Genomic DNA, 12,088 nt, shown 5'->3' with positions numbered 1-12,088 from the left:
GACCGATGAAGCTGATGCTGTTTTTCGTAGCGTTGATGGCGGCGAGCGCCGCGCATGCTCAAACGCCAACCATTTCCTCAAGCGCACGCCTGGCCGCCACCTGCGCCGCATGCCACGGCACCGCCGGCGCCACCAAAGGCAGCACGCTCCCACCCCTGGCCGGCCAATCGCAGCAAACCCTCTCCGCATCCCTGCACGCCTTCAAAACCGGCAAGCGCGAAGCCACCATCATGACCCAACTCGCCAAAGGCTACACCGACGAACAAATCGAACAACTGGCTGCCTACTTTGCTGCGCAGAAGGAGCCCGCCAAATGAAGCGCCGCCAGTTCATCCAAGCCAGCGCCGCCAGTGCGCTCATCGCCGGCTGCACCACCATCACCGGCCAGGCCAAGCCGCACGTGGTGGTCATCGGCGGCGGCTACGGCGGCGCCACCGCCGCCCGCTACATCCGCCTGTGGAGCGACAACGCCATCGACGTCACCCTGATCGAACCCAACGCCAGCTTCATCTCCTGTCCGCTCTCCAACCTGGTGCTGGGCGGCTCGCGCCAGATCGGCGACCTTACGCTGTCCATCAACGCGCTGAAGGACAAACACGGCGTGCGCATCGTGCGTGACACCGTCACCAGCATCAACGCCGACAAACGCACGCTGGCGCTGGCCGGCGGCCAGACGCTCAACTACGACCGCCTGATCGTCTCCCCCGGCGTGGACTTCATGTGGGACCAGCTCCCCGGCATGCTCAAACCCGGCGCGCAAGACAGCATCCTGCACGCCTGGAAGGCCGGCGCACAAACCACCGCCCTGCGCGCGCAGCTGCAAGCCATGCCGGACGGTGGCACCTTCGCCATGACCATCCCGCCCGCGCCATACCGCTGCCCGCCCGGCCCCTACGAACGCGCATCGCAAGTGGCCTTCTACTTCAGCCGCCACAAGCCGAAATCCAAAGTGCTCATCCTGGACGCCAACGACGACGTGGTCTCCAAAGGCGCGCTGTTCAAGCGCATCTGGAAGGAACGCTACGGGAACATCATCGAATACCGCCCATCCTTCCGCACCGCCGACGTGGACGCCGCCAACCGCACCGCGATTTCCGAACTGGGCGACCAAGTCCGCGCCGACGTGCTGAACGTGATCCCGCCGCAGCGCGCCGGCAGCATCGCCGTGCAAACGGGCCTGGCCAACGCCAACGCGCGCTGGTGCGGCGTGGACTTCCTCAGCTTCGAATCGACACAGGCGAAGAATATCCACGTGCTGGGCGACGCCATCGCTGTGGCGCCGCTGATGCCCAAGTCCGCCCACATGGCCAACCAGCACGCCAAGGTGTGCGCCGCCGCCGTGGTGGACCTGCTCAACGGTCGCGCGCCGAATGCCCAGCCGATGCTGACCAACACCTGCTACAGCTTCGTCTCCGACACGGACGTGATCCATGTCGCCTCCGTCCACGCCTACGACGCGGACAAGAAAACCCTAATGGTGGTGCCGGGATCGGGCGGCGTGTCGGCGGCCGCCAGCGCGCTGGAAGGGGAGTATGCGATGAACTGGGCGCGCAATATCTGGGCCGATACGCTGGGCTAGCGCAGTATCAGCGGTAGCGCGCCATGATCTGGTCGATGCTGCCATCCTTGATGAGTGTATCGATCGCCTTGCTGACGTCATCGAACGGGATGGCGGACTTCTGCGAGAACGCGCACTGCGCCTTGTACGACGAGAACAGCAGGTCCGCGCGCACCTTCAGGCCGGGATGGATGCGCTGCTGATAGTTGAGCGTGGCCTCGCTGATCATCGTGTACGGCACTTTGCCGGCCACCATCTGTTGGATGTTCTTGTCCATATTGGCCGCATCCACGCGCTTGAAGCGCTTGCCCAGCACCTGCTCCACGCGCTGGTAGCGATAGCCGACCACCGTGCCGACCGGCTTGTCCTTCAAATCCTTGAGTGAAGTCAGATGCGGCGCATCGCTGCGGGCGGCGATCATCTCGGCGTCCGGCAGCATGGGCGGGCTCCAGTTGTAGTCGCCGTCGATCCAGAAGGGCGTGACAAAGCACATGGCATCGGCGCGGCCGCTGCTCAGCGCCGGCGTGACGTCCGGCGAATCGGCGTTCAGGTAGACAGCACGGCGGCCGAGGCGCTGGGCCAACAGGTCGCCCACGTCCTTGACGATGCCGCCGCTGATGGCGCCGTTCTGGAACCGCACGATCGGCATGGCCTGGTCGAGCGGCGCCAGCATCACCAGCTCGCCCGGCCCGGCAAACGCGCAGGCGGAACTCATGCACAAAGCAAGGGTGAGAGGGCGGATGGGATAGGCCATGCCACATTATAGCCGTCGAATGTTCGGCCACGCACAGGCAGACGGACTTGCCCATGGCATCCTGATTCTGAAAACGCGCCATTGCCCCGTAGAGCTTGCTTTTCGGCAAACGGGCGCTGGCATCTTGACAGACATTTTAGACTGAGGCGACACGTCTCTCATCAGGAGTTCATCATGACCCACACACTCGCCGCCGTATTTGAAACCCGTGCCGAGGCTCACCTCGCCAAGGACGAACTGGTTCACAATGGCTACGATGCCGATAGCATCCAGATCCACGATTCGGGCAGCGTGGCCGGCACCGCGCGCATCAATGACGACGCTTCTATCCTGGGCAACGTCAAGCAACTGTTTAGTGAATTGATCGGCAAGGACCACGCCGACCGCCATGTCTACGCCGAAGCGCTCAACCGCGGCCACACCGTGCTGGCGCTGGACACCGCCACCCTGGACGCAGCCGAGCGGGCCGCCGACATCATCGAAGACTTCAACCCGATCGACATCGACGAACACGAAACCATGTGGCGTTCCAGCGGCTGGGGCGCGGACGCGCTGCAGGGCGGCGCGCGCATGCAGCAAACCAGCATCGGTGCGCAGCAAAGCGCGCCGGAACAACATGGCATCCGCCAGCGTGAAGAGGCGGTGGTGTTCGCGCGCTCGGAACAGGCGCCGCTGGTACAGGGCTCGATGCAGCGCGGTGAGGTTGTCAGCGGCATGCCGCCGGCGGCCGCCGAAGCGGTGGCCGACATCCAGAACACCGTGCAGCGCAGCGGCATGCGCATCTACCCGCGCAACGCCGGCATCAACCAGGACACTATGAACATCCTGACCGGTAACGAACAAGCCGAAGACGACTACTTCCGCTCGCACTGGGAAAAGACCTACACCGGCGGCACCTACCAGGAATACGATCCGGCCTACCGCTACGGCGAATCCATGGCCGGCAATCCCGGCTACAAGGACAAGCCGTGGGGCGAGGTGGAATCCGAGCTGCAAGTAACGTGGGAGCGCCGCCACCCGCAGTCGACCTGGGACAAGTTCAAGGATGCGGTAAAAGAGGGCTGGGAACGCATCACGCGCTGATTGACGCTGATTAGCGGTAGTTGAGTTAGCTCAAGAACTACCCAACTCATCGTGACATTATCGGGGACTTGCGCCGCCTGTTTGGCGACGCACCTTCCTGAGGGATGCCCACGATGGAAAAACTGCTGCCGTACTACGAACGCGAGTTAAGCATGCTGCGGCGCGCCGGCGCCGAGTTTGCGGGGCGCTATCCCAAGCTCGCCGGCAGCCTGCAGATACGCGACGAAACCTGCGCCGATCCGCACGTGGAACGCCTGATCCAGGCGTCCGCCTTCCTCAACGCCCGCGTCGCCAAGCAGCTCGACGACGGCAACGCCGACTTCACCGAAGCGCTGCTGGGCATGCTGTATCCGCACTACTTGCGGCCCATGCCTGCCTGCTCAATCGCGCGTATCGACTACAGCAACGCGCGCGCCAACGACGTCGGCAGCGTCTCCGTGCTGCCGCGCGGCGCGGCGCTGAAAACGCTGGGACAGGGCGCTGCGGGTTGCCGCTTCCGTACCGTCTACGACGCCACCGTGGCGCCGGTCAGCATCAGCGCGGCCTGGTTTGAAACCTATATCCAGGCGCCGTCCTCGCTGTCGTTGCCGCCGGACGCCGGTTCCGCCATCTGCATCACCATCGAAGGCGCCGCCGCGCGCTCGCTAGCCGATCTGCAGTTGCGATCCCTGCGCGTATTCATCGACGGCGAAGCCTCGCTCTGCGCCAACCTGCGCGACGCCCTGTTCATGCGCACCGCCTGCGCCTGCATCGAGGCGGAGGAACAATGGCGCATGCTGGACCGCGTGCCGCTGTCCCCGGTGGGCTTCGCAGACAACGAGGCGTTGCTGCCGGCGGCGCCGTCCGAGTTGAGCGCCTACCGCCTGCTGAGCGAATACTTCGCCTTCCCCGAAAAATTCGACTTCTTCGACATCGACCTCGCAGCCCTGATCGCGCAAGCGCCCGAAGGCTGCACGCGCCTGACCCTGCGCCTGGCATTGTCCGACGTGCTGCCGGATACATCGCTGGCCCGCATCCTGCGCAGCCTCTCGGCCGAGAACCTGGTGCTCGGCTGCACCCCCATCATCAACCTGTTCCCGCATTCGGCCACGCCGATCCGCATCACCCACACGCACAGCAGCTATCCACTGATACCGGACGAAGCAAGTGGCGGCACCTGCGAAATCTACAGCATCGACACCGTGCAGCTGGTGCGCAAATCGCGCAACGGCAGCGACGTGACCGAATTCTTCCCCTACTACTCGCTGCGCCACGGCGACGCCGGCGAACGCAAAGGCCGCTACTGGCTCTCCCATCGCGACGAACTGATGGCGGACGGCCTGGAACACTCCATCTCGCTGGTGGACCGGGACTTCTCGCCGCTGCGCATGGAAGACGGCACCGCCTCCGTTCACCTGACCTGCACGAACCGCAACCTGCCGCACGGCCTGCAATACGGCCGCGCCGGCGGCGACCTCAGTACCGAAAGCGCCATCGGCAACTTCCCGATCCGCATGCTGCGCCGGCCGACTTTAACCCACCGGCTGCCGTCGCAGCACTGGGGCCTGATCGCCCACCTGTCCCTGAACCACCGCACGCTCACGCAGGAAGGCCTGCCCGCGCTGACCACCATGCTGCGCCTGTACTCGCAGCAGGACAGCGCCGTCTCGCAGCGCATGATCGACGGCGTTACCGCGTTGTCTCATCGTCCGGCCACCGCATGGATACGGCAGGCGCAAGGCAACGCCTACCTGCGCGGCATCGAGGTGCACGTATCGCTGGACGAAGAAGCCTACGCCGGCACCGGCATCCATGCCTTCGCGCAGGTGCTGGATCACTTGTTTGGACTTCATGTGCACCTGAACAGTTTTACGCGCTTGGTTGTGCTGTCCCACGTGAGCGGAAAGGAGTTGCTGCGATGCCCACCTCGCAACGGCGCTTTGACTCTGGCCTGATCGGCACCCTGCTGAACGAACCGCAGCGCTTCGAATTCGTGCAGGCGGTGCGACTGATCGAGCACTGGCGGCCGGGCAGCGCGCGTTTCCGCAACCGGCTGTCGATGGGCTTCCCGCCCAACCAGCTGGAGAACATCAGCAGCGACGACAGCGGCGTGCGCGTGACGCCGGCCTTCATGGGCATGCTGGGCAGCCAAGGCGTGCTGCCACTGCACTACTCGGAGCGCATCGGCCGCTACGAAAGGGACAGCAACGACGGCGGCCCGCGCGCCTTCCTGGATATCTTCTCGCATCGGCCGCTGTCCCTGTTCTACCAGGCCTGGGCCAGAAACCGGCCGGACGAAAACGACGGCCTGCTGAACGCCCTGACCGCGCTGGCCGGCGTGCACCTTAAGCAGGAACTGATCGAAGGCGAAACGCTGGCCTTCTACGCAGCGGAGATCCGCAGCAGGACCGTCTCCGCGCCTATGATGGCGGGCCTGTACACGGAATACTTCGGCGTCCCCATCGCGGTGGAACAACTGGTGGGCGAATGGCAGGCCTTGCCCACCGAAGACCAGGCCTGCCTGGGACGCGCCAACGTCAGCCTCCAAGATGGCGTGATGCTGGGCCAACGCCTGTACCGCTGCGACACCCGCGCGCGCCTGCGTATCGGCCCACTAAACCGCGAAGCGTACGAACAATTCCTGTCCAATTGCGACGCCGCACGCAAGCTGGCCGCCATGCTCGACCTGCACTGCGGTGTGGGCATGACCTACGAAGTACACCTGATCCAGCGCGCCGCCGACATACAAGATACCCGCCTCGATGGCGAGAACCGGCTAGGCGTGAACGCCCGCCTGCTCAGCAAACTGGCCACGCGCGACAGCGAAGAATTGATGTACCTGCTGCACAGCTAACAGGAGACAACGTGGAAAGCGACAACGACTTCTTCGGCTTCATGAGCCTCGCCAAGGAACTGGTGACCAGCACCCGGCCGCTGCGCCTGCGCCTCGATCTGCCGGGCGGCATCAACGACGACATGCTGCTGCCGCAGCGCGTGTTCGGTTCGGAGACCATCTGCGGCGGCATCGAATACCGCGTGCTATGCGTCTCGGCCAGCGCCCACCTGGCGCTGAAGGAAATGATCGCCGTGCCGGCGGCGCTGCAGCTCGTGACCGACAAGGGTGACCTGCGCAGCGTATGCGGCATCGTCACCGAGGCCAGTTCCGGCGACAGCGACGGCGGCCTGGCCAGCTACCAGCTGGTGCTGCGCGACGCGCTGGCGATTCTGGAAAAGCGCACCAACACGCGCGTGTTCCGCAACATGGACGAAGTGGAAATCGTCCAGCGCATCCTCAACGAATGGCGGCACAAAAGCCCCATCCTCGGCATCTGCTTCAGGCACGAAACCGACGAAGCCTTCCACATCCGCGAATACCCCAAGCGCGAATTCACCATGCAGCACAACGAATCGGACGCGCACTTTATCCGGCGCCTGCTCAAGCGGCGCGGCATCGGCTGGTACTTCCGCTCCGGCGGCGAAAGCGAAGGGCCGATGCACATCATGGTGCTGTTCAACCGCGCCGACAGCCTGCGCGAAAACGCCGCCGGCACCATCCGCTACCACCGCGACGCCGCCACCGAAGAACGGGACACCATCACCTCCTGGAGCGCGGTGCGCAGCCTGCAGCCGGGCATGGTGACGCGGCACAGCTGGGACTACCGCAACGTCCAGGGCCGCGACTTCATGATGGCGGAACTCCGCAGCGATGTCGACCAAGGCCCCAGCGGCAACGAACTGGCCGCCCCGCTGGACGACTACCAGATCCTCATGCCGCACGCCGGCGACGACAACGAAGACCTGTGCCGCCTAGGGCAGGTGAGCATGCGCCGCCACGACTACGAATCCAAATGCTTCCACGGCGAAGGCAGCGTGCGCGACCTGTGCGCCGGCGAATACTTCACACTGGCCGAGCATCCGGAAGTGGACGAGCATCCGCCGGAGGACCGCGACTTCGTCGTCACCGCCTTGCAGGTAACGGCGCAGAACAACCTGCCCAAGGCGCTTGCATTGCGCGTGGAACGCCTGTTCACCCGCAGCCGATGGATGGCCGGCGCGCAGGAACTGCTGGTGCAGCGCGACGTGAACGACAAAGTAGCCAGTGGCCCGCTGCGCATGCACATCCAGTTCACGGCAGTGCGGCGCGGTATACCCATCGTCCCCGCCTACGACCCGCGCACGGACCTGCCGCAAGCGCAAATGCAAAGCGCCATCGTGGTCGGGCCGAACGGCGAAGAGGTGCACTGCGACCAAATGGGCCGCGTAAAGATCCGCTTCCCCGGCACCCGCCCCGTCGACCACGAACAAGCTGCCGGCTCCGGCGCATCGGATACCCAAACCGATTCCGCCTGGGTGCGTGTGGCCTCCAACTGGGCGGGCAATGGGCCAGGGAGTCTGGAGCAATGCGGCACCATTGGCTTGCCTCGCATTGGCACGGAAGTGCTGATCAGCTTTCTTGGTGGGGATCCAGACAAACCGGTAATCGTCGGGCAACTCTACAATCAAGATGCTCATCCGCCTGCGCTTAGCAACGCGGATTCCTTACCAAACAATCGCTATCTTTCCGGAATTAAAAGTCATGAGGTAAAAGGTCGGCGTGCAAATCAGCTACGTTTTGATGACACCTTGGGCGAAATCAGTACTCAGTTGTCGAGTGACCACGGCTGCAGCGAGCTTAATTTAGGTTTTTTAACTCAACCACGAGCGAATGGCAAAGGCAAAAGCAGAGGAGCTGGCGCGGAACTAAGAAGTGATGAAGCTGTGTCTATCCGTGGGGCAAAAGGCATCCTAATATCTGCGAATGCACAGCATGAGGCGAGTGGGCGACTTCTAGCTCATGATGAGCTGTCTCAAGTTGTCGGACTCTCACGTCAAGTCGCCAATCAGCTCGCCGAACTCGCAGAGAAGCATGCTGAAGACCCGAAGGATAGTTCAGAGCTAGCTGAGCTGGCTGAAAAAGTTGCTCGCTGGGATGCTTCGAAGGGTGCTGAGACCGATGACGATGCTATTGTCGCGGTAAATGCTCCAGGGGGGTGTTTTTTTGGCAGCCAGAAGACTTTGGCGTTAGGAGCCCAGTCGTCGGTTGATATTGCCAGCGTTTCAGATTCTCGGTTGAGTAGTGGAAGAAGTCTACTGCTAAGAGCGGCACGCGGCATTAGTCTACTTGCATTCAAATGTGGAATGAAGCTTATTGCAGCAAGTGGAAATATTCGTATCCAAGCTCATGATGGTGATATTGAGATTACTTCACTGAAGCGAATAAAGCTCATCGCAAATGAGGGAATAGAAATTCAGTCCCCGTCTGTACAGCTTACAGCGAAAGGTTGCCAGGTTAAATACGGCGATGGCCTTATCACTCAGCAAAGCAGCGGCATCCATACAATCAAATCCTCCAAGTTCAATCATGAGAGTGGCGGTCATGGCACTCCGGAAAAAGTGGCTATCACTGCAGTTGATGTCGAACACGATCAGCACGTGCTGGTGACAGATTTCGTTACCGATAGCCCAGTCCCGCTACGTCGTTATCGCATCACGGTAGAGGATGGTCAAGTCATCGAAGGTCAGACTGACGAGAATGGATTGACCGCAAAGTTCAAAACTAAAGTCGCATTCGCAACCTATCAAATTGAGCTCTTGGATTAGTGGAGGGAACATGGGTGCCCAGTTAGCAGTCAATGTCGAGGCAGGTGGCAATAGAGCAGAAGGTTGCTGCACACCACAAAGTGATAAAAGTCCTCAGAAGATGAGTGTGCTTCCCAAGCGGGTGTTGCCCATTATATTTTTACCGGGAATTATGGGAAGCAATCTGCGTATGAGCTCCGCAAGACAGCGGGAATTGGAATGCAGCAACAACATCGCCTGGCGGCCTGACAGACTAGTGGGCTCCGCAGGGCTACTATTTGTCGATGCCGCCGACAGGCAAAGCCGCTTGGATCCAGATAGCACAGAGGTGGATATCTACGACCCTGAACACAGTCCAACCGGTGATCCATCAGAAACAGCAGCGGAGCGGCATGATGTTGGTGATATCCATGTTTACTTCCAGATCGAGGGCAATACGCCGCTACTCATTGACGACCCTAGAACGATGAGTAATCGAAAAACGAAAGAACAGAAGGCGATGGAGCGAGGATGGGGAGAAGTATATTTTTCCAGCTACGGAAGGTTGTTGGAAAGTTGTGAGAAATATTTAAACAAGTTTATATTGGGGAAATTTTGGCAATCGGTTCTTGATAAATCACCAGAGGAATTTAAGGCCTTTTCTACTCCCTCCTTGACACCATTGTCAGAAGCTGAATGTAGAAAAGCACTAGCAGGATGTTTTTTTCCTGTCCATGCAATAGGCTATAACTGGCTAAAATCGAATGCTAGTTCCGCCGTGGCGGTCGCGGCAAGAGTTCGCACTCTCATGGAAAAATACCGATCCCAAGGCTATCAATGCGAGAAGGTTATTGTCATTACACACTCGATGGGGGGGCTCGTTGCTAGAGCCTTGGTTCATCCAGAGATGGGCGGTCTGGCGGAACAGGTTCTTGGTATCGTCCATGGAGCGATGCCTGCGATTGGCGCTCCCGCCGCATATAAACGTATGCGCTCTGGGTTTGAAGAAGGGTTCGCTGGCGCCTCCATTCCCCCGAAGGTTCTTGGAAATTATGGCTATGAGGTCACGGCTGTAATGGCGAATTCTCAGGGAGGACTTGAACTTCTACCTAGCAAAGCATACGGCAATGGGTGGCTTAGGGTAAGGCGGAAAGGCGGCGTTGTGCTTACGAGGCTTCCACAATATGGCGATCCTTACAAAGAAATCTATCAGCTGCAAGGAAAATGGTACGGGCTGCTTCGAGAGCAATGGATTAATCCTGCTCGTCGGCCTGGTCGTGGCTTTCAACATACCTGTAACTTGCTTGAGGAGGCCAAGCTCTTTCATGAGCGCATTACCTCTACCTATCACTCATGTAGCTACGCACATTATTCTGCAGACGTGGACAGAGCGTCTTGGGAGTTCGTCGATTGGGTTCTGAATGACCAAGCTCGCCGCCCGGATTGGTCCGCTTGGAATATAGCGTCGGACAACGGTCAAGGTCATTGTAACTTGCTTCCAACGGCAGCAAAGGCTAATGATCTCTGCGAGATTTTAGTAGGACCAAGTACCGGTGCAGGTGATCAGACCGTGCCGTTGCGATCATCTGAACATCAGCTGTTAAGTGGAAAATTCAAGGGTGTGTTTCGTCAGAGCGGTTATGAGCATCAAGGTAGTTACAAAGACGAGACTGTGTTAAAAGCGACTATGTTCAGCCTTGTCCGTATCATCCAAACAATGCAGTGGAGTAGCAATGCCTAAGGTTCTTCGGGCCAGATTTTTTCTTGGCGGCCTTGTCAGCCTTGCCTTAGTGTTCTTTTTCGCTGCATTTATTCATCCTGTCGGAGGACGTATGTCAGCTATCTCTCCTCAATTCGTTCAGATGTCTGGCAAGACGAAGACAGTCTGCGTTGGGCGATTTTTGATCGATGTTCCTACGACCGCACAAGTGGTCTATGGGCCTACGGACGCTGCATTAAATACTGAAAGACTTCCACGCAAAGGGCCTGATCTAGACCTAATTGTGGCCAGTAGGCTGCTTGAGATCGAACGGGATCGTGCTTACGCTTCAGGAGCGCTTAGTGGAAATAGCTCGTTAGTTGGTACGGTAAGGGACGGGGCTATCCCCAACCAAAAGATTTTGTTTGGCGTAAGCACATCTAGTGGAGCATTTTATCGAGTTGAGTCTTACCTCAAAGTTGGCGAGGATATTTTCATTCAAGAGGGTGAAGCATATAGTAAAAATAATGAACTAGAAGAGTTAGTTCACACGATGAACGTCGTAGCTCCGATGTTGCAATCACGAACCGCAGATGTGATACCAGTTGGGCCCGGTCTCTGTATCGACGGAGGCTTCATCCGAGGGGCAGCCAAGTTGGAGTATGAAAATTTGACCTTAGGGGTAAGACTGGCGGAGTATCCGGACGTTCATTTTTCAATGTCGACGTCCTTGAAACCTTTCATCGTTGAATCTGATGCTTTGGATACTCGCTTAGCTGAGGCCGAAAAAATGGCATATCAATCAGGTAACGGTGCCTGGTACTTGCGAATAAAAATGCTCCGTCGTGGTCGACGCCAGATTGGGAGGTGGGACGGCTTCGAAGTGTTGGCGCGAAAACCACCTCAGGTGAAAGAAGGCGAATCCCATGAGTTCGCTTTTGTCAGCCATGGCGAGCCGAACAACCCCATGCTACCTGTTCTGAAAATCTCCATGTACACAGGGGTCAAGGGCAACAGAACAGGAGGGATACAACCTAGCATCACCGACGAGGAGGCGATATCTCTTTGGGACAAACTTAGTAACTCAATTCGCGCGCGCGACTAATCCTCGTGGATCGAGTGAAGAAACATACTTGGAGGCGGAATGACAAACGTAATTCGGTTAGGTGATCCGACATCACATGGTGGCAAGGTCATAGAGTCTGGCGCTACGTATTTCACCGTCAGTGGCAAGCCGGTTGCCCTCGTGGGCGACAAGTGCATGTGCCCAATGACGGGACACCAGAACTGCACTATCGTCAGTGGAAACTCAAAACATCAAATCAACGGCAAAGCCGTGGCCTACGATGGCGACAAGACCAGTTGTGGTGCGACGCTAATCTCTACGATCAAAACCTTCTCCTCGTCTTAACAGATT

General features: G+C 59.3%; 10 protein-coding genes. 9 read left to right on the top strand and 1 reads right to left on the bottom strand.

Annotation, left to right across the window (positions count from 1 at the left end; translation table 11 throughout):
* Window positions 1-5 precede the first annotated feature (5 nt).
* Both ACXZ1M_RS12015 and ACXZ1M_RS12010 read left to right on the top strand, forming a co-directional pair.
* Window positions 6-317: a c-type cytochrome gene (locus ACXZ1M_RS12015; RefSeq protein ID WP_459053380.1), complete on the top strand. Its 312-nt coding sequence runs from the start codon at window positions 6-8 to the stop codon at window positions 315-317.
* On the top strand, window positions 314-1,579 hold the full coding sequence (locus ACXZ1M_RS12010) for an NAD(P)/FAD-dependent oxidoreductase (protein WP_459053379.1): 1,266 nt from the start codon (window positions 314-316) through the stop codon (window positions 1,577-1,579). The genes ACXZ1M_RS12015 and ACXZ1M_RS12010 overlap by 4 nt, the downstream gene beginning before the upstream one ends.
* 7 nt (window positions 1,580-1,586) lie before the next feature.
* Here ACXZ1M_RS12010 and ACXZ1M_RS12005 read toward each other — a convergent pair whose 3' ends face one another.
* Window positions 1,587-2,273 (bottom strand): substrate-binding periplasmic protein, encoded by a 687-nt coding sequence (locus ACXZ1M_RS12005; RefSeq protein WP_459053378.1) that lies wholly within the window; start codon window positions 2,271-2,273, stop codon window positions 1,587-1,589.
* A gap of 213 nt (window positions 2,274-2,486) precedes the next feature.
* On the opposite strand from ACXZ1M_RS12005, the gene ACXZ1M_RS12000 reads away from it, so the two are divergent.
* The 7 genes from ACXZ1M_RS12000 (at window position 2,487) to ACXZ1M_RS11970 (ending at window position 12,082) form a co-directional block, all read left to right on the top strand.
* Window positions 2,487-3,395, top strand: a complete 909-nt coding sequence (locus ACXZ1M_RS12000) for a hypothetical protein (RefSeq protein ID WP_459053377.1) — start codon at window positions 2,487-2,489, stop codon at window positions 3,393-3,395.
* A gap of 113 nt (window positions 3,396-3,508) precedes the next feature.
* Window positions 3,509-5,329, top strand: a complete 1,821-nt coding sequence (gene tssF, locus ACXZ1M_RS11995; protein WP_459053376.1) for a type VI secretion system baseplate subunit TssF — start codon at window positions 3,509-3,511, stop codon at window positions 5,327-5,329.
* Window positions 5,293-6,228, top strand: a complete 936-nt coding sequence (gene tssG / locus ACXZ1M_RS11990; RefSeq protein WP_459053375.1) for a type VI secretion system baseplate subunit TssG — start codon at window positions 5,293-5,295, stop codon at window positions 6,226-6,228. Before tssF ends, tssG begins: the two co-directional genes overlap by 37 nt.
* Before the next feature lie 11 nt (window positions 6,229-6,239).
* Window positions 6,240-9,014 carry a type VI secretion system Vgr family protein gene (locus ACXZ1M_RS11985; protein WP_459053374.1) on the top strand — a complete coding sequence of 925 codons (2,775 nt, stop codon included), beginning with the start codon at window positions 6,240-6,242 and terminating at the stop codon, window positions 9,012-9,014.
* A gap of 10 nt (window positions 9,015-9,024) precedes the next feature.
* A complete protein-coding gene (locus ACXZ1M_RS11980) occupies window positions 9,025-10,713 on the top strand; it encodes a PGAP1-like alpha/beta domain-containing protein (RefSeq protein ID WP_459053373.1) in 1,689 nt (562 codons plus the stop codon).
* The gene (locus tag ACXZ1M_RS11975; RefSeq protein WP_459053372.1) at window positions 10,706-11,776 is read left to right on the top strand and encodes a T6SS immunity protein Tli4 family protein; all 1,071 of its coding nucleotides are present in this window, start codon (window positions 10,706-10,708) and stop codon (window positions 11,774-11,776) included. The genes ACXZ1M_RS11980 and ACXZ1M_RS11975 overlap by 8 nt, the downstream gene beginning before the upstream one ends.
* A 39-nt stretch (window positions 11,777-11,815) precedes the next feature.
* Complete coding sequence (locus ACXZ1M_RS11970) at window positions 11,816-12,082, top strand: PAAR domain-containing protein (RefSeq protein ID WP_459053371.1); 267 nt, start codon at window positions 11,816-11,818, stop codon at window positions 12,080-12,082.
* Window positions 12,083-12,088: the final 6 nt, after the last annotated feature.

Source organism: Duganella paludis (genome assembly GCF_054461335.1).
Note: the sequence above shows the minus strand (reverse complement) of the source record. Positions and strands in the feature narration are given on the sequence as shown.

Coding starts and splice junctions, on each gene's coding strand:
- ACXZ1M_RS12010 (WP_459053379.1), top strand. CDS start 314: ATGAAGCGCCGCCAGTTCATCCAAGCCAGCGCCGCCAGTGCGCTCATC.
- ACXZ1M_RS11980 (WP_459053373.1), top strand. CDS start 9,025: ATGGGTGCCCAGTTAGCAGTCAATGTCGAGGCAGGTGGCAATAGAGCA.
- ACXZ1M_RS11970 (WP_459053371.1), top strand. CDS start 11,816: ATGACAAACGTAATTCGGTTAGGTGATCCGACATCACATGGTGGCAAG.
- ACXZ1M_RS12000 (WP_459053377.1), top strand. CDS start 2,487: ATGACCCACACACTCGCCGCCGTATTTGAAACCCGTGCCGAGGCTCAC.
- tssF (WP_459053376.1), top strand. CDS start 3,509: ATGGAAAAACTGCTGCCGTACTACGAACGCGAGTTAAGCATGCTGCGG.
- tssG (WP_459053375.1), top strand. CDS start 5,293: ATGCCCACCTCGCAACGGCGCTTTGACTCTGGCCTGATCGGCACCCTG.
- ACXZ1M_RS11975 (WP_459053372.1), top strand. CDS start 10,706: ATGCCTAAGGTTCTTCGGGCCAGATTTTTTCTTGGCGGCCTTGTCAGC.
- ACXZ1M_RS12005 (WP_459053378.1), bottom strand. CDS start 2,273: ATGAGTTCCGCCTGCGCGTTTGCCGGGCCGGGCGAGCTGGTGATGCTG.
- ACXZ1M_RS12015 (WP_459053380.1), top strand. CDS start 6: ATGAAGCTGATGCTGTTTTTCGTAGCGTTGATGGCGGCGAGCGCCGCG.